Source organism: Streptomyces sp. NPDC091280 (genome assembly GCF_044768565.1).
Taxonomy (GTDB): domain Bacteria; phylum Actinomycetota; class Actinomycetes; order Streptomycetales; family Streptomycetaceae; genus Streptomyces.
This window is the reverse complement of record NZ_JBIVUZ010000001.1, coordinates 1,141,846-1,165,115: the sequence shown is the minus strand read 5'-3', so window position 1 is coordinate 1,165,115 and position 23,270 is coordinate 1,141,846. Positions and strand designations below refer to the sequence as shown.

Here is a 23,270-nt window from a genome sequence, read left to right as displayed (position 1 = left end):
GGGCATGCTGGATCTTCAGACGGAGCTGACGAGAACCGTCCGGGGCGAGGTCGGTTTCGACGTCACGTCCCGGGCGCTGACGACGATGGACGCGTCCAACTACCGGCGCGTCCCGCTGGGCGTCGTCGCTCCCCGTGACGCCGACGACGTGGCGGCCGTCCTCGCCGCCTGCCGGGCGCACGGAGTACCGGTCGTGGCCCGCGGCGGCGGCACCTCCATCGCCGGCCAGGCGACCGGCACCGGCATCGTCCTCGACTTCACCCGTCACATGAACGCCGTGCTGTCCCTGGACCCCGCCACCCGCACCGCCGTGGTCCAGCCCGGTCTGGTCCTCGACCGCCTCCAACAGGCCGCCGCCCCGCACGGGTTGCGCTTCGGCCCCGACCCCTCGACCCACAGCCGCTGCACCCTCGGCGGCATGATCGGCAACAACTCCTGCGGCTCCCACTCGGTCGCCTGGGGCACCACGGCGGACAACGTGAGCGAGCTGTCGGTCCTCACCGCACGCGGCGACCTGCTGCGCCCCGGCCGCGACTGGGCGGGCGCCCCAACAGGTCTACGGCCCCTCGTGGAGGGCGAGTTGGCCCGCCTGCGCACCGGCTTCCCCGACCTCCCGCGCCGTATCTCCGGCTACGCCCTGGACGCCCTCCTCCCCGAGAAGGGCGCCGACGTCGCCCGCTCGTTCTGCGGCAGCGAGGGCACCCTCGGCATCCTCACGGAAGCGGTCGTACGACTCGTCGAGGCACCCCGCGCGCGGGCCCTCGCCGTGCTGGGCTACGCCGACGAGAGCGCGGCGGCCGACGCGGCGGCGGGCCTGCTGGCCCACGGGCCGCTCACGGTCGAGGGGATGGCCGCCGACCTGGTGCGCTTCACGGCGGACCTGCCCCGCGGCACCGCCTGGCTGTTCGTGGAGACCGGCGGCGACACGGCGGCGGAGGCGCACGCGCGTGCCGGGACGATCGCCCGCGCGGCCGACGTCCTCGACTCCCTCGTGGTGACCGACCCGGCGGCCCAACGCGCGCTGTGGCGCGTCCGCGAGGACGCGAGCGGCACGGCGACGAGGATGCCGGACGGTACGGAGGCATGGCCCGGCTGGGAGGACTGCGCGGTACCACCGGCCCGACTGGGCGCGTACCTGCGGGACTTCAGGGCGCTCCTCGGGTCCTACGACCTGCACGGCACGCCCTACGGGCACTTCGGGGACGGCTGCATCCACGTCCGTATCGACTTCGACCTGCTGACGGAGCCGGGCGTGGCCCGCTTCCGCGGCTTCTCCGAGGACCTGGCCGACCTGGTGGTGGCCCACGGCGGCTCCCTCTCCGGCGAACACGGCGACGGCCAGGCCCGCGCGGAACTGCTGCCGAGGATGTACGGCGCCGAGACGGTGGCCCTCTTCGAGCGCGCGAAGGCGGTGTGGGACCCGGACGGCCTGCTGAACCCCGGGATGCTGGTGCGGCCCGCGCCCCTCGACACGAACCTGCGCTTCTCCGTCCTGCCCCGCGAACCCGTCGACGTGGTCTTCGGCTACCCGTCCGACGGCGGCGACTTCTCGGCCGCGGTCCGGCGCTGCGTGGGGGTCGCCAAGTGCCGTACGACAGAGGTGTCGGGATCGTCGGTGATGTGCCCGTCGTTCCGGGCCACCGGCGAGGAAGCGCACTCCACGCGCGGCCGGGCGCGCCTGCTGCACGAGATGCTCGCGGGCGAACTGGTCGGCGGAGGCTGGCGGTCCACGGAGGTCCGCGACGCGCTGGACCTGTGCCTGTCCTGCAAGGGCTGCCGCACGGACTGCCCGGTCGGGGTCGACATGGCCACGTACAAGGCGGAGTTCCTGCACCACCACTACGAGGGCAGGCGCCGGCCCGCGTCCCACTACACGATGGGATGGCTGCCGCGCTGGCTCAGGCTGGTGGCCCGCACCCGCACCGCGTGGCTGGTCAACTCCCTCGCCTCCGTAGGGGTGTTGGCGAGGCTCGCGAAGCGGCTGGGCGGGATCGCGGGGGAGCGGGAGATCCCGCGGGTGGCGGCAGTGCCGTTCACCCGGGCATGGCGGCGCAAGGTCATGGCGGAGTCCCGGCGGAACACGCACGACGGAGTCGAGTACACCGAGACGCCGACCGGAGGCCAGGCCTACTTGTGGCCGGACACCTTCACGGAGCACCTCTCACCCTCCGTCGGCCACGCGGCCGTACGGGTTCTGGAGGCGGCGGGACTGGGCGTGCTGCCCGTCCCGCCGGTGATGGCGGGCAAGCCCGTGTGCTGCGGACTGACCTATGTGTCGACGGGCCAACTGGACCGCGCCCGCGCGGTCATGCGCACCACCCTGGACCGCATGGGCGTCCTGCTCGACCGCGAGGGCGCCCCGCCCGTCGTGGTCCTGGAGCCGAGCTGCGCGGCGGCCCTGCGCACCGACCTCCCCGAACTCCTCCCCGACGACCCCCGGGCGGCCCGCCTCGCCGCGCTGGTCCTCACCTTCGCCGAGGCACTCGAACGCCTCGCCCCCGACTGGACCCCGCCCCGCGTCGACCGCCCCGCGGTCGGCCAGACCCACTGCCACCAGCACGCGGTACTCGGCGACACCCCCGACCGCCGCCTGCGCGCGGCGGCCGGCCTCACGGGCGAACTGTCCGGCGGCTGCTGCGGGTTGGCGGGCAACTTCGGCTTCGAGCGCGGCCACTACGAGGTGTCGGCGGCCTGCGCGGAGGAACAACTGCTCCCGGCCGTACGCCAGGCACCCGACGACGCGGTACTCCTGGCGGACGGCTTCTCGTGCCGTACACAGCTGGAGCAACTGGCCGGGGTACAGGGGAGGCACTTGGCGGAGGTCCTGGCGGAGGCGTTGGAGGCTGACGCGAAATGACCGACGGAAAGGAAGACGAGCTGGGCCGGGTCGCGGTCCTCTCCGACATCCACGGCGTGCTCCCCGCCCTGGAAGCAGTCCTCGCCGAACCCGAGGTGGCCGCCGCCGACCGCGTCGTCCTGACCGGCGACATCACGGCCGGCCCCCAACCGGCGGAAGTGGTCGACCTGTTGCGCGCACAGGGCGACCGAGTCCTGTGGATCTCCGGCAACGCGGACCGCGAACTGGTCGAGTACCGCGGCGGCGAACGCACCGGGATCCCCGACCCGATCGCCCCGTTCGCGGCCACGGCCCTCCGCCCCGACCAGATCGACTTCCTCGCCGCCCTCCCCAAGACCCTGACCCTCCCGGTCCGAGGCCTCGGCAGGGTCCTCTTCTGCCACGCGACACCCCGCGACGACGAGGAAGTCGTCCTGGTCGACTCCCGCCCGTCCCGCTGGACCGAGGTCCTGGCCGGCCTCGACGACTCCGTCCGCACGGTGGTCTGCGGCAACACCCACATGCCGTACGTCCGCCTCGCCCAGGGCCGCCTGATCGTCAACCCCGGCAGCGTGGGCATGCCCTACGGCCGCCCCGGCGCCCACTGGTGCCTCCTCGGCCCCGGCACGGACCTGCGCGTGACGCCGTACGACATCCCGGCGGCGATCACCCGCCTCACCCGCGAGTCCGCGTACCCGGACATCGCCGCCTGGGCGGACTACTTCCTCAACGCCCGCGCGTCGGACACGGACGCGCTGGAGGCGTTCGGCCCCCGGGACGGGCGATGACGGCCGTCGTCTGAGGGCGGAAGCACAGGTTCGTTAAGGCTGCTCTCAGGTTTATTAGAGAACTCTCAGGTTCGTGGACCTCGCTCAGGATTCGCATAGGTATTCACAGCGCCTGCTTGCCGTTCCCTTGCCGACTTTGCCGATTCCTGGTGTCGGGGGCGTGTAAGTTCATCGGTGTCGGGAATTCCCCGGGCGGTAAAACGCCCGACTTTGACGCACAAATTCCACTGCACAACCTAGGAGTTCGGAATGGGCCTCAACAAGCTCGCCCCGCTGCCCAAGCCCAAGAAGCAGCAGCTGCCGCCCCCGCCCCCGAAGCCGAAGAAGAAGCACAAGCCCGTTCCGCCGCCGCCGAAGCCGATCCCCGGCGCCGACGACAACAGCTGATCCCGCGGTGAAGGAGGGCCGACCCACGCAGTCGGCCCTCTTTTCTTTCCTGAATTCCAAAGAATTCTGGCGACGGAAAGCGAAGGGAATTGTGACATGGTTGCGGACGACGAAGACCTCGAATACGAGGACGATGAAACGCCCACTATTCCCGCCCGTACGGCCTTCCGTCGCTTCTGGCCGCTGACCCGAGGTCTCAGACGCTGGCTGATCATCGTGTGGGTGTGCACGGTGCTCGCGGCGCTCGCCGAGACCGAGTCCGTCCTGCTCTTCAGCCAGCTGACCGACCACGCCCTCGCCAAGGGCTCGCTGAGCGCGTTCTGGAACCCGGCGGCGAAGTGGCTGGGCGTGGCCGTCGTGGGCGCGATCGTCGGGTACGCGGGCAACTCCCTCGCCGCGTGGGCGACCGAACGCTTCGTGATGCGACTGCGTGAGCATGTCTTCGACCACGTACAGCAGTTGCCGCCGCACTTCTTCCAACAGCACCGCCAGGGCGACCTGTTGTCCCGCCTCACCAGCGACGTCGAGGCGATCGAGACACTCGTCGTCTCCGGCGTGATCGGCACCGCCTCCGCGATCTTCTCCGCCCTGTTCTACGCCGCCGCCGCGTTCTGGCTGCGCTGGGACCTCGCCACCGCGACCTTCGTCCTCGCCCCCCTCTTCTGGCTGGCGGCACGCAGGTTCTCCGGCTCCATCAAGGACGTCTCGCGCGAGGGCCGGGTCGCCGACGGCGCGATCACCTCGGTCGTCGAGGAGTCCCTCGGCAACATCGTGCTGACCCAGGCCTACGGCCGCCGCGACGCCGAGCGCCGACGCCTGAACGAGGAGGCGGGCGCCTGGTTCCGTGCCTCGGTCCGCGCGACCCGCCTGAACGAGGCGTACGGCCAGCTCGTGACCGTCATCGAGACCGTCTGCGTGCTCGCCGTCATCGGCATCGGCGCCTGGGAGATCTCCACCGGCCGCATGACCCTCGGCCAACTCCTCGCGTTCTCCGCCTTCCTGGGCTACCTCTACCCGCCCGTGCGCGGCCTCGCCCAACTCGGCCTCACCATCACCGCCGCCACCGCCGGCGCCGAGCGGCTGATCGAGATCCTCGACGTACGACCGTCCGTCGCCGACCCCGGCCACGGCACGGAGTTCGGCCGCCCGGACGGCACGGTCGAGTTCCGCGACGTCTCCTTCGGCTACCCGGGCGCGGACCGCCCCGCCCTGGAGGGCCTCTCCTTCACCGTCAACCCCGGCGAACTGGTGATCGTCACCGGCCCCAGCGGCGCCGGCAAGTCCACGGTCTCCAAGATGCTGCTCCGCTTCTACGACCCCGACGCCGGCGAACTCCTCCTCGACGGCGTCCCGTTGCGCGACCTCCCCCTCGCCCGCCTGCGCGAGTACGTCACCCTGCTCCCGCAGGAGACCCTCGTCCTGCACGACACCGTCCGCGCGAACATCGCCTGCGGCCGGCCCGGCGCGAGCGAACAGGCGATCATGGACGCGGCGGTCGCGGCCGACGCCCACGAGTTCATCCTCCGCCTCCCCGAGGGCTACGACACGAAGGTCGACCCCAACTCGGCCCGCCTGTCCGGCGGTCAGCTCCAGCGGCTGGCCATCGCGAGGGCGATCCTGCGCGACGCCCCGGTCCTGGTCCTCGACGAACCGACGACCGGGCTCGACTCGATGGCGGCGCGACGAGTCGTGAAGCCGCTGCGGCGACTGATGGCGGGCCGTACGACGATCATGATCACCCATGACCTCAACCTCGCCCCCGACGCCGACCGCATCCTGGTCGTCGACCGGGGACGGATCGTCGAGACGGGCCGGCACGACGAGCTGATGGCGCGGGGCGGGGCGTACGCGCGACTGCACCGTTCGCAGAACAACGCGGTGATGGACACCGGGGAGCTGCGGTTGCCGCTGTTCGTCGAGAGCTGGGCACCGCAGATGCAACAGGTACAGCAGATGCAACAGGTCCAGCAGGCGCCACAGGTGCAGCAGATGCCCTACGTGCAACAGGTGTCGCAGTCGTATCAACCCGCTTACGTCGAGGCCGAGTACGCCTCCGATCCGCTCTTCGGACCCATGCCCGCCACCCTCCCCGACGGTCGGCCGCTGTTCCGGGACGAGGTCCCCTGGAGCGGCATCTGAGTCCAGGACAGTTGCATAAAGGGTTCTCACACCTGTCTCAGTCCATTACCATGGACCGAGCAGTGCATCGTGATGGACGAACCCCGAGCTGATCCCCTGGAAGCGCCGTGAGCATCCCCAGTACGTCGACGACCGCCCCCGTGACGGCGACCCCGGCTGCCGCCCCCAGCCGTTTCGGTCCGGTGGGCCTCGTGCTGGCCGGGGGCATCTCGGTGCAGTTCGGTGGAGCGCTCGCGGTCACGATGATTCCCCGGGCCGGATCACTGGGCGTGGTCACGCTCCGCCTGCTGGTCGCGGCCGTGGTGCTGCTCGTGGTCTGCCGCCCGAGCCCGCGCGGTCACTCCCGTACGGACTGGGGCACGGTCGTCGTCTTCGGCATCACGATGGCTGCCATGAACGGGCTCTTCTACCAGTCACTGGCCCGCATCCCGCTGGGCCCGGCGGTGACCCTGGAGGTACTGGGCCCGCTCGCCCTGTCCGTACTGACCTCCCGCCGGGCGATCAACGCCGTCTGGGCCGGGCTCGCCCTGGCCGGCGTGTTCCTGCTCGGCGGCGGAGGCTTCGGCGATCTGGACCCGGTCGGTGTGGCCTTCGCACTGGCCGCCGGTGCCATGTGGGCGACGTACATCGTCTTCAGTGCCCGTACGGGACGCCGCTTCCCGCAGGCCGACGGGCTGGCGCTCGCGATGGCCGTGGCGGCGGTGGTGTTTCTGCCGCTCGGTATCGCGGAGTCGGGTACGAGGCTGCTGAACCCGGTGACCATCGCGCTCGGGTCGGCTGTGGCGGTCCTTTCGTCCGTTCTTCCCTACACGCTCGAACTCCTGGCGTTGCGACGGCTGCCGGCCTCCACCTTCGCCATCCTGATGAGCCTGGAGCCCGCCATCGCCGCCACGGCGGGTTTCCTGATCCTTCACCAGTCACTGTCCGTCTCCGAGTCCCTGGCCATCGGGTTGGTCATCGGGGCGAGTATCGGAGCCGTGCGGACGCAGGTGGGGCGGGGGAAGGCGAAGCGGGAGGCCGCTGGAGTGGCCCCTCAGTCGTAGGTCGCCGTGGGGCCACTCGCTTCTTTGCCAGTGTCGGGCTTCCACGGACCGAGTAAAGGGCGCTCCCTGCGGTCGCGTCGGCTTCGCCGATGACCCTCCGGGTCACCCTTGACACGGTCCGCTCCAGCCCGGTGGAGAAGCGAGCGAGCGGCCCGGAGGAGCAGGGGGCCCGGCTGGGTGGACCCCTTACCTGGGCTGCGTACGCGCCCAGCGAAGAGGAACGCGTCCGCGCCTCGCCAGCACGCCGGGCCGTCTCAGCGGCCAACCCCGAGGGGGGCCAACTGACCAACCAACCACCCACCCACCTAGACGACCCTGCCCTCTCCAGAAGCCGGGGTCATTTCTAACCGGTCATGGTGCGTGTCAGTGGTTAGATTTCTCCCCGGCTTCCAGCACCCCCCACCCTCCTCTTCTTCCTCTCGTGCCGGAGGTTTGGTCTGCCACTGGCCGTTGGCCGCTGAACCGGCGCGGCGTGCTGGCGAGATGCGGATGCGCCCCGTAGCACCGGCCGCGTACGCAGCCCACGTAAGGGGCCGACTCGCCCAGGCCCCCCGCTCCTCCGGGCCGCTCGCTCGCTTCTCCACCGGGCTGGAGCGGACCGTGTCAAGGGTGACCCGGAGGGTCATCGGCGAAGCCGACGCGACCGCAGGGAGCGCCCTTTACTCGGTCCGTGGAAGCCCGACTCTGACAAAGAAGCGAGTGGCCCAACAGCAACCTCACAACGCCCGCAAGCACCATCCCACCAAATAATGCAAGCACGCTTGATTGTTTCCAGCACCCCTGCCATGCTCCCCCCATGTCCGATCCGACGCACGTGTTCGACGACCTGCGTGAGGAGAGCGAGGAACTCGACCGGCTGGTAGCCGAGTTGAGCCCGGAGGGGTGGGCGGTCGCGACTCCCGCCGCCCGCTGGACCGTCGCCCACCAGATCGCCCACCTGGCCTGGACCGACCACTCGGCGCTGCTCGCCGTGACGGACGAGCGCGCGTTCCACGGGTTGGTGGAGAAGGCGCTCGCCGCTCCCGAGTCGTTCGTGGACCAGGGGGCGAGCGAGGGGGCCGCGCAACCGCCCGCCCAGTTGCTCGCCGGGTGGCGGGCCGGGCGGACCGCGCTGCTCGACGCCCTGCGCGCCGCACCGGCCGGCACCCGCTTCCCCTGGTACGGCCCACCCATGTCGGCCGCCTCCATGGCCACCGGCCGGCTCATGGAGACCTGGGCCCACGGCCAGGACGTGGCGGACGCCGTGGGTGTGGTCCGCCCGCCCACGGACCGGCTCCGGCATGTGGCGCGCATCGGAGTACGGGCGCGGGACTTCGCCTTCGGGGTGCGTGGGCTGACGCCGCCCGGCGCGGAGTTCCGGGTCGAACTCGTCGCCCCTTCGGGCGAGTTGTGGGTCTACGGCCCCGACGACGCCCCCCAGCGGGTCACCGGTCCCGCCCTCGACTTCTGTCTGCTCGTGACCCAGCGAGCCCACCGCGACGACCTCGCGGTGCTGGCCGAGGGTCCGGACGCCGGTCGCTGGCTCGACATCGCGCAGGCCTTCGCCGGGCCGCCCGGTGCCGGACGGCCGCCGAGCAAGGGGGCCGGCCAGTGAGCCCCCGCGTGGCGCCCCTGCGCATAGGCAACGCCTCCGGGTTCTACGGCGACCGCTTCGACGCCCTGCGGGAGATGCTCACCGACGGCCCGCTGGACGTCCTCACCGGTGACTACCTCGCCGAACTCACCATGCTCATCCTGGGCCGGGATCGGCTCAAGGACCCGAGCGCCGGGTACGCCCGCACCTTTCTGAAGCAGTTGGAGGAGTGCCTCGGCCTCGCCCACGAGCGCGGGGTGCGGATCGTCACCAACGCGGGCGGGCTCAATCCGGCCGGACTCGCCGACGCCGTAAGGAAGTTGGCCGATCGGCTGGGGATAGCGGTGCGGGTCGCGCATGTCGAGGGGGACGATCTCGTCGACCGGTATCCGGGGGCGCTCGCCGCCCATGCCTACCTCGGCGGGTTCGGTATCGCCGCCTGTCTCGACGCCGGCGCGGACGTCGTGGTCACCGGGCGGGTCACCGACGCGGCCCTGGTCACCGGCCCCGCGGTCGCCCACTTCGGGTGGGGGGCCGGGGAGTACGACCGGCTCGCGGGTGCCGTGGTCGCCGGACACGTCCTGGAGTGCGGGACCCAGGCCACCGGCGGCAACTACGCCTTCTTCACCGAGCACCCGGCCGGGAAGCTGCGCCGTCCCGGCTTTCCGCTCGCCGAGATCCATGAGGACGGCTCCTGCGTCATCACCAAGCATCCCGGCACGGGTGGCGTCGTCGACATCGGCACCGTCACCGCCCAGCTGCTCTACGAGACGCAGGGCGCCCGGTACGCCGGACCCGACGTCACCGCCCGCCTCGACACGATCCGGCTCGGTGAGGACGGGCCCGACCGGGTGCGGATCGACGGGGTGCGGGGGGAGGCCCCGCCGCCGCGTCTCAAGGTCGGGCTCAATCGGCTGGGGGGCTTCCGCAACGAGGTCACCTTCGTCCTCACCGGGCTCGACATCGAGCGCAAGGCCGCGCTCGTCCGGGAGCAGCTGGATCTCGCGTTCGGCGACGCCAAGTCCCGTCCCGGTGAACTCCGTTGGGATCTCGCCCGTACTGATCACGCCGACGCGGCCACCGAGGAGACGGCCAGTGCGCTGCTGCGGCTGGTCGTCCGGGACGCCGAGCAGGAGGTCGTGGGGCGGGCGTTGAGCGCCGCCGCCGTCGAACTCGCGCTGGCCAGTTACCCGGGCTTCCATGTGCTGACCCCACCTGGAAAGGGAGCGCCCTATGGCGTCTTCGACGATGTGTATGTCCCTCATGGCGCCGTCGAGCATGTCGCCGTCCTCCACGACGGTCGCCGGGTCGCCGTGGCCCCGGCCCACGACACCCTCGTACTGGAGGACGTTCCGCAGCCTGCCCTCCCCGGGCCTGCGCCGGACGGGCCCACGGCGCGGGCGGCCCTTGGTCTGGTCGCGGGGGCCCGTAGCGGTGACAAGGGAGGAAACGCCAACGTGGGGGTGTGGGCGCGTACGGATGAGGCGTGGCGCTGGCTCGCCCATGCGCTGACCGTCGAACGCTTCCGCCAACTCCTGCCGGAGACGGCCGAGTTCACGGTGGTCCGGCATGTGCTGCCCGGTCTTTGCGCGCTCAACTTCGTCGTCGAGGGCATTCTCGGCGAGGGTGTCGCGGCCCAGCACCGTTTCGATCCGCAGGCCAAGGCCCTGGGGGAGTGGCTGCGTTCCCGTCGACTGGACATTCCGGAGGCCCTGCTGTGACCGTCCTTCCGTCCGCCCTGGACCTCAACGGTCCCGACTACCGGGCCAACCGCGAGACGATGCTCACCAGGCTCGCCGAGCTGGACGCCGAGCACGCGAAGGCGCTGGCGGGCGGCGGGCCGAAGTATGTCGAACGGCACCGCGCCCGCGGCAAGTTGCTCGCCCGCGAACGCATCGAGCTGCTCCTCGACCCCGACACGCCGTTCCTCGAACTGTCGCCGCTCGCCGCGTGGGGCAGCGACTACGCGGTCGGTGCCGCGCTCGTCACCGGGATCGGGGTGGTGGAGGGCGTGGAGTGCCTGATCACCGCCAACGACCCGACGGTGCGCGGCGGTGCGAGCAACCCGTGGTCGTTGAAGAAGGCGTTGCGGGCCAACCACATCGCGCTCGCCAACCGGCTGCCCTGCATCAGCCTCGTGGAGTCCGGTGGCGCCGATCTGCCGTCCCAGAAGGAGATCTTCATCCCGGGCGGCGCCGTCTTCCGTGATCTGACCCGCCTTTCGGCCGCCGGTATCCCGACGATCGCGGTCGTCTTCGGGAACTCGACCGCCGGCGGCGCCTACGTCCCCGGCATGTCCGACCACGTGATCATGGTCAAGGAGCGCGCGAAGGTGTTCCTCGGCGGGCCGCCGCTGGTGAAGATGGCGATTGGCGAGGAGAGCGACGACGAGTCGCTCGGCGGTGCCGAGATGCACGCGCGCGTGTCGGGGCTCGCCGACCACTTCGCTGTCGACGAGCAGGACGCGCTGCGGCAGGCGCGCCGTGTCGTCGCCCGCCTCAACCACCGCAAGGCGTACGGCGATCCGGGCCCGGCCGCGCCCCCCAAGTACGACGAGGACGAGCTGCTGGGCATCGTCCCGGGGGATCTCAGGACGCCCTTCGATCCGCGCGAGGTCGTCGCCCGGCTCGTCGACGCCTCCGACTTCGACGAGTTCAAGCCCCTCTACGGCACCAGCCTGGTGACGGGCTGGGCCGCCCTCCACGGCTATCCGGTCGGCGTCCTGGCGAACGCCCAAGGGGTCCTGTTCAGCCAGGAGTCCCAAAAGGCCGCCCAGTTCATCCAGTTGGCCAACCAGCGCGACATCCCCCTGCTGTTCCTGCACAACACCACCGGCTACATGGTCGGCAAGGAGTACGAGCAGGGCGGCATCATCAAGCACGGCGCGATGATGATCAACGCGGTGAGCAACAGCCGCGTACCGCATCTGTCCGTGCTGATGGGCGCCTCGTACGGCGCCGGCCACTACGGCATGTGCGGGCGCGCCTTCGATCCCCGTTTCCTCTTCGCCTGGCCCAGCGCCAAGTCGGCCGTCATGGGCCCCCAGCAACTCGCCGGTGTCCTGTCGATCGTCGCCCGCCAGTCCGCCGCGGCCAAGGGGCGGCCCTACGACGAGGACGCGGACGCGGCGCTGCGCGCCATGGTGGAGCAGCAGATCGAGTCCGAGTCCCTGCCGATGTTCCTGTCGGGGCGGTTGTACGACGACGGTGTCATCGACCCGCGCGACACCCGCACCGTCCTCGGCCTGTGCCTGTCCGCCCTCCACACCGCGCCCTTCGAGGGCGCGCGCGGTGGCTTCGGCGTCTTCCGGATGTGAGGGATCACGTGATTTCGACAGTACTGGTCGCCAACCGGGGCGAGATCGCCTGCCGGGTCTTCCGCACCTGCCGTGAACTGGGCATCCGGACCGTGGCCGTGCACTCCGACGCCGACGCGCACGCGCTGCACACCCGCGAGGCCGACACGACCGTACGGCTGCCCGGGTCGACGCCCCAGGACACCTATCTGCGGGGCGACTTGATCGTGAAGGCGGCCCTCGCGGCGGGCGCCGACGCCGTCCATCCCGGCTACGGCTTCCTCTCCGAGAACGCCGACTTCGCCCGCGCGGTGCGGGACGCCGGCCTGGTGTGGATCGGGCCGCCCCCCGAGGCGATCGAGGCGATGGCCTCCAAGACCCGCGCCAAGGAACTCATGGGGATCGCCTCCCTGGAGCGTGTCACCGAGGCCGACCTTCCCGTCCTGGTCAAGGCGGCGGCGGGCGGCGGCGGACGCGGCATGCGCGTCGTACGCGAACTCGCCGATCTGGAGGCCGAGTTGACGGCGGCCCGCGCCGAGGCGGTCAGCGCCTTCGGTGACGGCGAGGTCTTCGTCGAGCCCTATGTGGAGGGCGGCCGGCACGTCGAGGTGCAGATCCTCGCCGACACCCACGGCACGGTCTGGGCCCTCGGCACCCGCGACTGCTCCCTCCAGCGCCGCCACCAGAAGGTGATCGAGGAGTCCCCGGCGCCCGGCCTGACGGAGCAACTCACCCGGGAACTGCACGAGTCGGCCACCCGCGCCGCCCGCGCCGTCGCCTACGAGGGCGCCGGAACCGTCGAGTTCCTCGTCTCCCGCGACGGCAGGCCCCACTTCCTCGAAATGAACACCCGGCTCCAGGTCGAACACCCGGTGACGGAGGCCGTGTTCGGCATCGACCTGGTGACCTTGCAACTCCAGGTCGCCGAAGGCCACCCCCTCGACAGTGAACCGCCCCGCCCCCACGGCCACGCCGTCGAGGCCCGCCTCTACGCCGAGGACCCGGCCCACGACTGGACGCCCCAGACCGGCACCCTGCACCATCTCGCCGTCCCGGCCGGCGTCCGCCTCGACACCGGCTACACCGGCGGCGACGACATCGGCGTCCACTACGACCCGATGCTCGCCAAGGTCGTGGCCCACGCCCCCACCCGCGCGCAGGCCCTCCGGAAACTCGCCGGGGCCCTCGACCGGGCGACCGTCCACGGCCCGGTGACCAACCGCGACCTCCTCGTACGCTCCCTGCGCCACGAGGAGTTCACGACCGCCGCGATGGACACCGGCTTCTACGACCGCCACCTCGCCGACCTCACCACCGCGGCCCCCGACCCGCACGCTCCGCTGGCCGCGGCCCTCGCCGACGCCCACGGCCGCTCCCGGTTCGGCGGCGGCTGGCGCAACCTGCCGTCCCAGCCGCAGGTGAAGCGCTACGTCATGGCGGGCGAGGAGCACGAGGTCCACTACCGCCACACGAGGGACGGCCTGACCGCGGAAGGGGTACGCGTCGTCCACGCCGACGCCGGTCTCGTCGTACTCGAAGTGGACGGCGTACGAAGGAAGTTCGAGGTGGCACGGTACGGCGACGACCAGGTGTACGTGAACGCGACGACCCTGACGTCCCTGCCCCGCTTCCCGGACCCGGCGGCCCAACTCGCGCCCGGCTCCCTCCTCGCCCCCATGCCCGGCACGGTGGTGAGGGTCGCGGACGGCCTGGCCGTAGGAGCCGCCGTGAAGGCCGGAGACCCCCTCCTCTGGCTGGAGGCGATGAAGATGGAACACAAGATCACAGCACCGGTGACAGGCCAGTTGACGGCTCTCAACGCCGTACCTGGCCAACAGGTCCAGCTCGCTTCCCTGCTGGCAGTAGTGCACCCCACCTAGGGGCGCGGGGAACTGCGCGACCAGCCACAACGAAGGAGTCACATGCCCACGACCGAGACCGAAGAACACAAGGCCCTGCGCTCGGCGGTCGCCGCCCTCGGCAAACGCCACGGCCGGGCCTACGACCGGGAGCAACTCTGGTCCGAGGCGGCCAAGTTGGGCTATCTCGGCGTCAACCTGCCTGAGGCGTACGGCGGTGGAGGCGGCGGCATCTCCGAACTCTCCATAGTCCTGGAGGAGTTGGGAGCCGCGGGCTGCCCGCTCCTCATGATGGTCGTGTCACCGGCGATCTGCGGCACGGTGATCGCCCGCTTCGGCACGGAGGAGCAGAAGCGGACCTGGCTGCCCGCGCTGGCGGACGGCACCCGCACCATGGCCTTCGGCATCACCGAACCCGACGCCGGTTCCAACAGCCACCGCATCACCACCACCGCCCGCAGGGACGGCGCGGACTGGCTGCTCACCGGCCGCAAGGTCTTCATCTCCGGTGTGGACCTGGCCGACGCGACGCTGATCGTCGGCCGTACGGAGGACGCCCGCACGGGCCGTCTCAAGCCCTGCCTGTTCATCGTCCCGCGCGACGCGGAGGGCTTCACGCGCCGCCCGATCGACATGGAACTCCAGGCGGTGGAGAAGCAGTTCGAGCTGACCCTGGACGACGTACGGCTGCCGGCCGAGGCGCTCGTCGGGGACGAGGACGCCGGGCTGCTCCAGCTCTTCGCCGGGCTCAACCCCGAACGCGTCATGACGGCCGCCTTCGCGATCGGCATGGGCCGCTTCGCGCTCGCGCGGGCGATCGAGTACGCGCGGGAACGCACCGTGTGGGACGCGCCCATCGGCGCCCACCAGGCGGTGGCGCACCCGCTCGCCCAGGCGCACATCGAACTGGAACTGGCACGTCTGATGATGCAGAAGGCCGCGTATCTGTACGACGCGGGCGACGACGTCGGCGCGGGCGAGGCGGCGAACATGGCCAAGTACGCGGCGGGGGAGGCGTGTGTGCGGGCCGTGGACCAGTCGGTGCACACCCTCGGCGGGAACGGTCTCACGCGCGAGTTCGGGCTCGCGTCGTTGATAACCGCCTCGCGCGTGGCTCGTATTGCCCCGGTGAGCCGGGAGATGATTCTCAACTACGTCTCCCACCAGACCCTGGGCCTGCCCAAGTCGTACTAGCCGCTGGGCGGCCCACGCCCGTTCGTGCCAGGAGGAGCCATGTTCCGCAGCGAGTACGCAGACGTTCCGGCCGTAGAACTGCCCATCCACGACGCGGTGTTGGGCGGGGCCGCGGCGTTCGCGGAGGAGCCCGCGCTGATCGACGGCACGGACGGGACGACCCTCACGTACGCCCAGGTGGACCGGTTCCACCGCAGTGTCGCGGCGGGGCTCGCGGAGGCGGGGGTGCGCAAGGGGGACGTCCTCGCGCTGCACAGCCCGAACACGGTCGCCTTCCCGCTGGCCTTCTACGCGGCCACGCGCGCGGGTGCCGCCGTCACGACGGTGCACCCGCTCGCCACGCCGGAGGAGTTCGCCAAGCAGTTGCGGGACGCGGCGGCCCGCTGGATCGTCACGGTGTCGCCGTTCCTGGAGTCCGCCCGCCGGGCCGCCGAACTCGCGGGCGGGGTCGAGGAGATATTCGTCTGCGACAGCGCGCCCGGACACCGCTCGCTGGCCGACATGCTCGCCTCGACGGCCCCCGAGCCGGTCGTCGACATCGACCCCGTCGCGGACGTCGCGGCCCTCCCGTACTCCTCGGGAACGACCGGCGTCCCCAAGGGCGTCATGCTGACGCACAGTCAAATAGCCACGAATCTGGCCCAGTTGGACGCGGTCGTGCCCGCCGGGCCGGGCGACCGCATCCTCGCCGTCCTGCCGTTCTTCCACGTCAGTGGGTCTAAAGGACACCGAGCGGCAGTCGACCCCGGCACCCGTGGTCATAGTGCCGGGGTCGACTGTGTTGCGGGACTTGGCCGCCCCCTTGGGAGAGGGGGGCGGCCAAGCCGACTCAGGGCGTGAGTTTCACATGCCACCCGCCGCGAGCGAGGATTGTCGTCCCGTCTGGTTTGATCATGACGCGCGCCCCGCGTACGGGCAGTTCGCCGTGACTGAGCCAGTAGGCGCGAGCCTCGTCGAGCAGATCCCACAGGCGACGCGGCCCGCCTTGGTGGACGACCGGTTGTTCATTCCCGACTGCCGTTGCGCGTGCCCACGATCCATCTGCGTGCGCCATGACGGCGGTTCGCTGGTCGCCGTCCGTGCGGTAATCGTGTTCGATACCCGGGGCCGTGAGGCTGAGCATGGAATCCAGATCCCATGCGTTCGTCACGTCGACGACTGGATAGGGGCCCGTTGTGACCTCCTCTCCTTCCTGCTCCTTCGCGGTGGCGAGCAGAAGAGACAGGGCGGGCGGGTAGTCGGTGCCGTGGCGGGCGTGCATGAATCCGGCACGGTCCCACTCCACACGCCCCGATGCGCCCCCGTCGGGTTGCTTGTCCGCGGTGACGAGCAGCGAGGTACCGGCGATGGTGGTGACCAGTCGTCCCCCGTTGGACATGGCCGTGAGCCAGCTCGCCGGGATGCTGCGGACGGCGACCGTTGCGACGATGCGGTCGAACGTCTTCGGAAGGAAGGGCAGGGGGCCGGTCGCGTCGATGGCTTCGACGGTGGGGCGTAGACCCATCAGGTCGAGGCGGTCGCGTGCGGCCTCGATGAGGTAGTCGTCGACGTCCACGCTTGTGACCGCGTCCGCCCCGAGACGCTGGGCGGCTAGGGCCGTTCCGTAGCCGCTGCCGGTTCCGATGTCGAGTAGTTCGTCGCCGTCCTCAAGCCGTGCGTGCTGGAACATCCCGACGATGAGACTGGGCAGTGTCGCCGAGGACGTCGGCCGGCCCGCGGGGTGATCGTCGGATTTGGCGCAGTCCGCATGTAACCGGCCGACGCGCGTGATCAGCGAGCGGTCGGCGTAGGCGGCGCGGAACCATTCCTCGTCGTTCACCGGTTCGCGCAGCGTCCATTGCCCTTCGTCGACTTCCCACCACTGGGGCACGAACAGGTGCCGCGGCGTGCGGGCGACTGGTCCGCGCCACCGTGACGATCTGTGAGTGGTGCGGTTGGCGAGGTTTCCGGCGGCGGTTTCCCAGATCACGCGGTCCCTCCGAGACTGGGCGTCGGGTCGGGGGCGAAGTATGCAGGGTCGCACGCTTCGGTACCGGCGGGGTCGCAGTCGCTTGAATCGTCCGGCCCGCATGCGCTGCGGGGTGCTGGTACGGCCTTGATGAGGTCCTGCCATCGGTCGCTGTGGAGGATGGCGGCGAGGGGCTGCTCGTGGACGTTACCGGCGACCAGGAACCGCGACAGAATGCAGCCGGACACGGCCCCGTTCGGGTCGACCGATACTCGACGCCGGAAGCAGTTGCCGCACAGTTCGGACGTGCTTGGAATCGACGTTGCGGAGTCGGCGGCACGGCCTACCTTGCGCATGTGGTCGACCTTGATCGCTGACACGCCGAGTTGGCGCAGTTCGGCTTGTGTCTGGTCGACTCGCTGTCCTTCCAGTACCTCAACGATGCCGACGCGGAGCGGGATGCCGCGGCTTACGGCCTCGCTGATGTTGCCGCGGGTGCGCTGGTAGCTGCCGGGGCCGTTCGTGATCTGCTCGTGTTCTTCGGCGCGGTCGCTGTAGTAGCTGGTGGCGAGGCAGACGCCGGGGCGCTGGAACGCGGACCAAAGGCCGGGGCGGATGTGGGTCAGGTTGGAATACACCTCGACCTTGAGGCCGGCGGCGAGGGCGTGGTCGATGTACTCGGGCAGGTAGGGGGCGAGGGTCGGCTCGCCGCCGATGAACTGCACGGCGGGGATGCCGAGTTCGGCGATGTCTGTGATGACTCGCTGCCAGTCTTCGCGGGTCATGTCTCCGTGGGATGCCTTGGGGCCCGACTCGGTGCAGCAGTGCGTGCACCTGAGTTGGCATGTGCCGGTGATCTCAAGCTCGACGGATTGAATGGCTGTGCGTGTTGCTGTGGTCATGCCGTGTTCCTCCCGTAGTGGTGGTGATCCGCTGTGCGTCCGGGAATGAGCGCAGGCACACAGTCGGGCTTGTACTCTCGACCGCGGCGGGTCGGCCCGGGGTCTACATCACTCCGGGGCGGCCCGTTCGCCGCGTGGTGGTCAGACGTGGTACGTCGTGCCCCAGCGCATTGCGCCCCGCGCGTGGCATACGAGTACGTGCTCGGCGACTGAGGCTTGCCCAGAATCGGAGCCGAGGGGGTCGAACACGACCGCGATTCGGACTGGTCCGCCGGCCTCGACCACATCCAGCCACGACCGCGCCGCGGACAGGCCGAGCCGTTTCTCGCCGTCGCCGTAGTCGAGCCACGGAGTGCCCTGCCGTATGCGGATACGGTGCCCGATGTGGGGTGGGGGGCCGTCGTATGGCCCGAGGTTGAGAGCATCCGCGAATGCCTGCATGCCCGCACGGATGCTGTCGACGCTCTCGTTTTCGAGGCGTGGTGCCGCGTGATAGGCGATCAGTTGGGCGACGGGGAACAGGTGCTTCTGATGCACGCCGGTTGCCAGGCAGATGCCGGCGACGAATCCCGCGACGGGCGGTGCCTTTGCTTCGGGTCCGGTCATGATGCCTTCACCACTGCCCACACGGCTTTGCCGTCCCGGGTGTCGTTGACTCCCCAGTTACCAGGGCACAGGGCGTCGAGGATGATCAAGCCTCTCCCGTGGTCCCGGAGGTTGGATTCCGGCTGGCGGTGGGGGCGTCGTCGTACGGCGTCGTGTACCTCGACGCGTGTTCGGGTGTTGTCGGTGTCGAGTTCGATGCGTACGGAGTCGTCGGGCCGGGTGCCGTATCGAATCGAGTTGGTGACCAGCTCGCATGTGACCAAGACGATCGTCTCGACGTAGTCCTCGGACGCTTCCGGGAAGTTGTGTACGACGTACTCACGTACGAACTCGCGTGCAACTTTGGCTGACTTGGGCTCACTTGCCAGTAACAGAACTGGCGGTGGGCCAAGTTGGACTGCATGGATGGCGGGCATGGTGTCCCGCCGTCGCTCGATCATGGTGTCCCCTCACGGGCAAGTCCCAACACGAGCATGGCATTTCGTCACACGCGTGTGGGTGAAATCGCATTTCTCTCCCCCAGAGTGCTCCTCAGACTCACCTCATCGCAAGGGCTCACATGCTCGTGTAGAAAATTGCATATGACGCCAGGAAGAGGGGGCAAGGTGGTAAGTCAGCAGGTGACAGGCGATGAAGGGGCACGGCAGACTGATGGACAAGACACCGACCAGGAGGGGGAAACCGTGAGTGCGCCTACCGTGCGCCGGCGGCGACTGGGCGCGAAATTGCGTGCTCTGCGCGGCGACCTCACTCTTGATGAGGTCGCGGACAGGTCCGAGGGGACGTTCATCTCTTCGAAGCTGTCAAGGATGGAAACGGCCAAGAGCGCGGCCAAGGCGAAGGACGTCGAGGATCTGCTCAACCTGTACGTACAGCTTGGCCGCGAGGTCAGCGACGAACTGCGCGCGGCCCTGGTCAAGCTCACCAAAGAGGGCGGACAACGCGGCTGGTGGCACTCGTACCGGGGCGTCCTCACTCCCGTGTACGAGGATCTGATCAGCCTTGAGGCCGAGGCCGAATCGGTCTCGACGTGGCAACTCGGCGTGATCCCTGGGCTTCTTCAGACGGCTGAGTACGCACGCGAGATCATCCGCGCGACGGCGATGTCGGAAGCAATCGAGGCCCGTGTCGACGCTCTGGTCGAGGTCCGCCTCGCACGTCAGGCCGTGCTCACGCGCGAGGAACCGCTCGCACTGTGGGCGATCATCGCCGAGCAGGCTCTACGGTCGACCTCCGACGACGCGAGCCTGATGCATGAGCAGTTGGGACGGCTGCTCTCCATGGGGAAGCGTCCGAACGTCAACATTCAGGTACTGCGTTCGGACGCTCGGTTGCACGTTGGACAGATGGGCACGTTCACCATCCTGGGGTTCGGTCCACACCCTGACCTCGATGTCGTACACGCCGAGTCGCTGACGTCAGCCCTGTACATCGAGGACCGCGGCAAGGTCGCCACACACCGCGATGCGTGGCAACGCCTCTCGTCTTCTGCTGAGTCGGTCGAGGCTTCGGCGGAACTGATCACCGAGATAAGGAAGAGCACATGAGCCAAGTTGACGACGCCTCCACCCTCCCAGTGGAGTGGTGGAAGTCCTCGTTCTCCGACAGCGGGGCGCAGTGCGTCGAGTGCGGGATAGTCGATGAGGAGACGATCGCCATTCGGGACAGCAAGAACCCGCACGGGCCTGCGCTGTTGTTCACCCGCGAGCAGGTGACCCCGTTCGTTATCGCTGCGGCCACGGGCCGATTCGGCGGTCTTGAGTAGAGAGCCGGACCAAGGCGACGGCCAGTCGGTGTGTGGGGCGGTGTGAGCCTACGGCGAGCGGGCGGCGCGAAACGACACAATGCCCCCACGCGGCCATTCGGGCCGCGTGGGGGCATTGTGGCTGGTGCCTACGGTTGAAGGGGCACTGATGTGGGCGGCGGTGCTCACTGACGGGCGAGCTGCCACAGGGATACTGCGAGGCCGACGACGGCGACCAAGGCGGCGAGCGACGGCAGGGGCCAACGGGCGTGTTCGAGGGCGTCGAGGCGCTGGTCGTGGTCCGTGAGTTGCCGGTCGGTCTGGTCGCCGCGCTGTACGAGCAGGGCGAGGGAACCGTCGACTCGGGCGAACCCCTCGGCCATCGTGCCGCGTAGCTTCTCCAACTCAACGGCGACCGACTGCTCGGGCGTGGGCGGCATGGTCACGCGCTACCGCCCTGGTCGTCGTCGACCAGGCCGAGGCCGACCCGGTCGAGCAGCTGCTCTACGACGGGCAGCGCCATGACCCGCGCGAGGCCGGCGGCGACGACCAGGGCGCCGGCGACCCACGGAAGGGACTCCGGAATGCCGGACGCGCTGACGATGGCGGGGAGGGCGACGGCGAACATGACGACGCCCTGAATGACGGTGCGGACGGTGCGCTTGCTGGCGGGGGTCATGAGGGGTTCCTCGTTTCTGAGAGCACGGATACAGGGGCCCGCCCCGGCGCGGTGCCGGAGCGGGCGAGGGGTGGCTACTTGGCGTAGGCGAGGCGGAAGAGGGCGGCCCAACCGTTCGGGCCGATGGCCGGGTCGGACGTCTTGCCCTTGGCGCGGTAGGCCGGGTGCGCGTTGTGGAACTTGACGACCCCGGCCTGAGTCCTGGGTCCGTAGTTCGGCGACTCGGCAACGGACTTGGCCATGTAGCCGGCGGCCTTGAGCGCGCGCTGAAGTGTGACGGCCGACGGCTTGGCCTTGTTCGGGGCGAGGCCGGTCGGGTACTTCGGCGGGGTGTACGTCTTCGGCTCGTCGCCGTCGTCGGTGTCGCCCTGGGCCCACTCGCGCAGTGCCGAGGGGGACAAGTACGCGATGTTCCGGTCGACGGGGGTCGAAGTGAACTGCCAGAACGTGACGGTGCGCCCGCTCGGCTTGGGCCGGGTAGCGGCCTCTGCTCGGGCGTAGGTCGCGGCGCCCCACGGGTACGCCGGGTACCACAGGGGAATGCCCGACGGGACGTGCCCGGCGGCGATGTCCGAGGCGGACGTGTAGATGCCGACGACCTGTCCGGGGAACGCCTTCTTCACCGCGGCGATCCACACCGTGGCGTACGCCTTGATCTGGGCGGCCGACAGGCCCTTGTAGTTGCGGCCGTCGCTGTAGCGCTCAAGGTCGAGCCAGTGCAGGAAGCCGGGGCCGGCGTACGCCTTGACGGCGGCGATGTAGTTCTCGGCCTCGGTGGCGGCGGACTGGTTCGGCCACGCGAAGTGGTAGGCGCCTGCGATCAGACCGGCGGCCTTGATGCCCTTGATGTGGGTCGCGAACTTGGGGTCGTGGGTCTTCTGTCCCTCGCTCGCCTTGGCGAAAGCGAAGGTGAGGCCGTCGGCCTTGAGTGCCTTCCAGTCCTGGGCGGGCTGGTACGCGGAAACGTCGATGCCGCGCGAGGTGCTGGTCATGGTGGGTGTCTCCAGACATGAAAAAACGCCCGGCGCGGTGCGCGGGGCGTACGGGAGTGATGAGGGTCAGGCGACGCGTTCGAGCTTGAGGTAGCAGCCGGCGAGCAGGACCGTTGCGGCGCTGTTGGAACTGTTCTGCGCCCAACGGAGCGTGAGGCTTCCGGCCGTGGTGCCGGCGATCAACGCGCCTTGGAAGGTGGTCCCGGTAGTGGCGCTGAACGTCAGGTCGGTGCCGAGGGCCGAGGCGCCGGCGCCGTCGTTGTCGGTCCACACCATCGTTGCGCCGCTCGGCGCGGTCCAGCTGGCGCGGAAGCCTCCGCCCCCGTTGGTCCACACGAGAACGGCCTCGACGATGTAGGTCGCGCTGGCGACCACAGGCAGGGTCAGGTGCGTGTCGGCGGCGACGGTGGCGGTACTGGTGCGGGAGGTGTCGGCGGCCTTTGTGACGGCCTGCGTCTGGCCGACGCCCTGCACGATCACGTTGCCGCTGAACGTCTTGTTGCCGGCAACGGTCTGGGCCCCGGTGAGGAGTACGGCCGTGCCGGTGGCGATGGCGCCCACCTGGGCGGCGGTGTAGGTGGGGCGCTGAGCACTCGTGAGGATGCCGTCGGTGCCGAGGGTGGCGACCCCGGATGCGGCGCCGAGCGCGGTCGTGGCGACTGCCCCCACGTCGGCGGCGGCGAGGACGATCGCGGCGGACGAGATGCCGTTGACGGACTGGACGACGCCCGGTGTGCCCGCCGCGCCCTGGTCGCCCTTCGGCCCTTGCTGGCCGGTCGCTCCTGCTGCTCCCGTCGCTCCGGGTGCGCCGGTCGCTCCGGTCGCTCCGGTCGCACCCGTGGCGCCTGCTGCTCCGGCGGAGCCGATCAGGGACGCGAGCCACTGGGCCACGGTCCCGACGAAACCGGCCTTGACAGCGACCTCGTAAGCGCTGTCGCCGCGTACGGCGACGTAGGTCGGGGTCGAGGGGTCGGTCGGCGCGATGTCGGCGAGGTCGACCTCGGGCGCGTTGGCAGGCAAGAGGACCTGATAGACACGGTTCATGGACACGCCCGCGAGCTGTTCGGCGACCGTGTACGACCAGCTGCTCGGGTTCATGCCGGGGGCGTCGGTGGAGGGCAGTACGACGGCGAACGCGCCCGTGGCGTCGAGCGGGACCATGACGGGCCCGCCGAGGATCACGTCGTACGCACCGAACGTGATCAAAGCCGGCGCGCGGAAGACGACTTGCCCGGACAGGGGCTGGCCGTCGGGGGACAGGAACCGTCCGGTCACGCGGACTGTG

General features: G+C 70.1%; 20 protein-coding genes and 1 pseudogene. 13 read left to right on the top strand and 8 right to left on the bottom strand.

Going from position 1 to position 23,270, the window contains the following annotated elements; translation table 11 throughout:
* Positions 1-4: 4 nt before the first annotated feature.
* The 11 genes and pseudogenes from ACIQPR_RS05385 to ACIQPR_RS05335 form a co-directional block, all read left to right on the top strand.
* On the top strand, positions 5-2,857 hold the full coding sequence (locus tag ACIQPR_RS05385) for an FAD-binding and (Fe-S)-binding domain-containing protein (protein ID WP_403642190.1): 2,853 nt from the start codon (positions 5-7) through the stop codon (positions 2,855-2,857).
* Positions 2,854-3,624: a metallophosphoesterase family protein gene (locus tag ACIQPR_RS05380; RefSeq protein WP_403642187.1), complete on the top strand. Its 771-nt coding sequence runs from the start codon at positions 2,854-2,856 to the stop codon at positions 3,622-3,624. The genes ACIQPR_RS05385 and ACIQPR_RS05380 overlap by 4 nt, the downstream gene beginning before the upstream one ends.
* Before the next feature lie 249 nt (positions 3,625-3,873).
* Positions 3,874-4,011 carry a hypothetical protein gene (locus ACIQPR_RS05375; protein ID WP_403642185.1) on the top strand — a complete coding sequence of 46 codons (138 nt, stop codon included), beginning with the start codon at positions 3,874-3,876 and terminating at the stop codon, positions 4,009-4,011.
* Positions 4,012-4,107: 96 nt separating this feature from the next.
* The gene (locus tag ACIQPR_RS05370) at positions 4,108-6,150 is read left to right on the top strand and encodes an ABC transporter ATP-binding protein (protein WP_403642182.1); all 2,043 of its coding nucleotides are present in this window, start codon (positions 4,108-4,110) and stop codon (positions 6,148-6,150) included.
* A gap of 113 nt (positions 6,151-6,263) precedes the next feature.
* On the top strand, positions 6,264-7,193 hold the full coding sequence (locus ACIQPR_RS05365) for an EamA family transporter (RefSeq protein WP_403642943.1): 930 nt from the start codon (positions 6,264-6,266) through the stop codon (positions 7,191-7,193).
* 796 nt (positions 7,194-7,989) lie between these two features.
* Positions 7,990-8,787, top strand: coding sequence for a TIGR03084 family metal-binding protein (locus ACIQPR_RS05360; protein WP_403642179.1), 798 nt, complete (start codon positions 7,990-7,992; stop codon positions 8,785-8,787).
* On the top strand, positions 8,784-10,487 hold the full coding sequence (locus tag ACIQPR_RS05355) for an acyclic terpene utilization AtuA family protein (RefSeq protein ID WP_403642176.1): 1,704 nt from the start codon (positions 8,784-8,786) through the stop codon (positions 10,485-10,487). The genes ACIQPR_RS05360 and ACIQPR_RS05355 overlap by 4 nt, the downstream gene beginning before the upstream one ends.
* The gene (locus ACIQPR_RS05350; protein WP_403642173.1) at positions 10,484-12,082 is read left to right on the top strand and encodes an acyl-CoA carboxylase subunit beta; all 1,599 of its coding nucleotides are present in this window, start codon (positions 10,484-10,486) and stop codon (positions 12,080-12,082) included. Before ACIQPR_RS05355 ends, ACIQPR_RS05350 begins: the two co-directional genes overlap by 4 nt.
* 8 nt (positions 12,083-12,090) lie before the next feature.
* The gene (locus ACIQPR_RS05345) at positions 12,091-13,941 is read left to right on the top strand and encodes an acetyl/propionyl/methylcrotonyl-CoA carboxylase subunit alpha (protein WP_403642170.1); all 1,851 of its coding nucleotides are present in this window, start codon (positions 12,091-12,093) and stop codon (positions 13,939-13,941) included.
* Positions 13,942-13,983: 42 nt separating this feature from the next.
* Positions 13,984-15,114 (top strand): acyl-CoA dehydrogenase family protein, encoded by a 1,131-nt coding sequence (locus ACIQPR_RS05340; RefSeq protein WP_403642167.1) that lies wholly within the window; start codon positions 13,984-13,986, stop codon positions 15,112-15,114.
* Positions 15,115-15,153: 39 nt separating this feature from the next.
* A pseudogene (locus ACIQPR_RS05335) lies at positions 15,154-15,831 on the top strand (AMP-binding protein); the annotation flags it as partial.
* A 112-nt stretch (positions 15,832-15,943) separates the two neighbouring features.
* Here ACIQPR_RS05335 and ACIQPR_RS05330 read toward each other — a convergent pair.
* The 4 genes from ACIQPR_RS05330 to ACIQPR_RS05315 all read right to left on the bottom strand — a co-directional run bounded on the left by ACIQPR_RS05330 (position 15,944) and on the right by ACIQPR_RS05315 (position 19,010).
* Entirely contained in the window at positions 15,944-17,083 is a 1,140-nt protein-coding gene (locus ACIQPR_RS05330; RefSeq protein ID WP_403642164.1) for a methyltransferase domain-containing protein, read from the bottom strand.
* The gene (locus ACIQPR_RS05325) at positions 17,080-17,964 is read right to left on the bottom strand and encodes a radical SAM protein (RefSeq protein ID WP_403642161.1); all 885 of its coding nucleotides are present in this window, start codon (positions 17,962-17,964) and stop codon (positions 17,080-17,082) included. The genes ACIQPR_RS05330 and ACIQPR_RS05325 overlap by 4 nt, the downstream gene beginning before the upstream one ends.
* 141 nt (positions 17,965-18,105) lie before the next feature.
* Positions 18,106-18,570 (bottom strand): hypothetical protein, encoded by a 465-nt coding sequence (locus ACIQPR_RS05320; protein ID WP_403642159.1) that lies wholly within the window; start codon positions 18,568-18,570, stop codon positions 18,106-18,108.
* Positions 18,567-19,010, bottom strand: coding sequence for an ATP-binding protein (locus ACIQPR_RS05315; protein WP_403642156.1), 444 nt, complete (start codon positions 19,008-19,010; stop codon positions 18,567-18,569). The genes ACIQPR_RS05320 and ACIQPR_RS05315 overlap by 4 nt, the downstream gene beginning before the upstream one ends.
* A gap of 243 nt (positions 19,011-19,253) precedes the next feature.
* On the opposite strand from ACIQPR_RS05315, the gene ACIQPR_RS05310 reads away from it, so the two are divergent.
* The gene (locus ACIQPR_RS05310) at positions 19,254-20,117 is read left to right on the top strand and encodes a DUF5753 domain-containing protein (RefSeq protein WP_403642153.1); all 864 of its coding nucleotides are present in this window, start codon (positions 19,254-19,256) and stop codon (positions 20,115-20,117) included.
* Positions 20,114-20,335 (top strand): DUF397 domain-containing protein, encoded by a 222-nt coding sequence (locus ACIQPR_RS05305; protein ID WP_403642150.1) that lies wholly within the window; start codon positions 20,114-20,116, stop codon positions 20,333-20,335. The genes ACIQPR_RS05310 and ACIQPR_RS05305 overlap by 4 nt, the downstream gene beginning before the upstream one ends.
* Positions 20,336-20,499: 164 nt before the next feature.
* On the opposite strand, the gene ACIQPR_RS05300 is transcribed toward ACIQPR_RS05305, so the two are convergent.
* From ACIQPR_RS05300 to ACIQPR_RS05285, 4 genes are all read right to left on the bottom strand, one after another.
* The gene (locus tag ACIQPR_RS05300) at positions 20,500-20,754 is read right to left on the bottom strand and encodes a hypothetical protein (protein ID WP_403642940.1); all 255 of its coding nucleotides are present in this window, start codon (positions 20,752-20,754) and stop codon (positions 20,500-20,502) included.
* A 2-nt stretch (positions 20,755-20,756) separates the two neighbouring features.
* Positions 20,757-20,993 (bottom strand): hypothetical protein, encoded by a 237-nt coding sequence (locus ACIQPR_RS05295; protein WP_403642147.1) that lies wholly within the window; start codon positions 20,991-20,993, stop codon positions 20,757-20,759.
* A 74-nt stretch (positions 20,994-21,067) separates the two neighbouring features.
* Complete coding sequence (locus ACIQPR_RS05290; protein ID WP_403642144.1) at positions 21,068-21,985, bottom strand: GH25 family lysozyme; 918 nt, start codon at positions 21,983-21,985, stop codon at positions 21,068-21,070.
* A gap of 66 nt (positions 21,986-22,051) precedes the next feature.
* Positions 22,052-23,260, bottom strand: coding sequence for a hypothetical protein (locus ACIQPR_RS05285; protein WP_403642142.1), 1,209 nt, complete (start codon positions 23,258-23,260; stop codon positions 22,052-22,054).
* Positions 23,261-23,270: the final 10 nt, after the last annotated feature.

What these genes read in the sequence shown, in the direction of transcription:
- ACIQPR_RS05385 (WP_403642190.1), top strand. Translation starts at nt 5, where the DNA reads ATGCTGGATCTTCAGACGGAGCTGACGAGAACCGTCCGGGGCGAGGTC.
- ACIQPR_RS05380 (WP_403642187.1), top strand. Translation starts at nt 2,854, where the DNA reads ATGACCGACGGAAAGGAAGACGAGCTGGGCCGGGTCGCGGTCCTCTCC.
- ACIQPR_RS05375 (WP_403642185.1), top strand. Translation starts at nt 3,874, where the DNA reads ATGGGCCTCAACAAGCTCGCCCCGCTGCCCAAGCCCAAGAAGCAGCAG.
- ACIQPR_RS05370 (WP_403642182.1), top strand. Translation starts at nt 4,108, where the DNA reads ATGGTTGCGGACGACGAAGACCTCGAATACGAGGACGATGAAACGCCC.
- ACIQPR_RS05360 (WP_403642179.1), top strand. Translation starts at nt 7,990, where the DNA reads ATGTCCGATCCGACGCACGTGTTCGACGACCTGCGTGAGGAGAGCGAG.
- ACIQPR_RS05340 (WP_403642167.1), top strand. Translation starts at nt 13,984, where the DNA reads ATGCCCACGACCGAGACCGAAGAACACAAGGCCCTGCGCTCGGCGGTC.
- ACIQPR_RS05325 (WP_403642161.1), bottom strand. Translation starts at nt 17,964, where the DNA reads ATGACCACAGCAACACGCACAGCCATTCAATCCGTCGAGCTTGAGATC.
- ACIQPR_RS05320 (WP_403642159.1), bottom strand. Translation starts at nt 18,570, where the DNA reads ATGACCGGACCCGAAGCAAAGGCACCGCCCGTCGCGGGATTCGTCGCC.
- ACIQPR_RS05315 (WP_403642156.1), bottom strand. Translation starts at nt 19,010, where the DNA reads ATGATCGAGCGACGGCGGGACACCATGCCCGCCATCCATGCAGTCCAA.
- ACIQPR_RS05305 (WP_403642150.1), top strand. Translation starts at nt 20,114, where the DNA reads ATGAGCCAAGTTGACGACGCCTCCACCCTCCCAGTGGAGTGGTGGAAG.
- ACIQPR_RS05300 (WP_403642940.1), bottom strand. Translation starts at nt 20,754, where the DNA reads ATGCCGCCCACGCCCGAGCAGTCGGTCGCCGTTGAGTTGGAGAAGCTA.
- ACIQPR_RS05295 (WP_403642147.1), bottom strand. Translation starts at nt 20,993, where the DNA reads ATGACCCCCGCCAGCAAGCGCACCGTCCGCACCGTCATTCAGGGCGTC.
- ACIQPR_RS05290 (WP_403642144.1), bottom strand. Translation starts at nt 21,985, where the DNA reads ATGACCAGCACCTCGCGCGGCATCGACGTTTCCGCGTACCAGCCCGCC.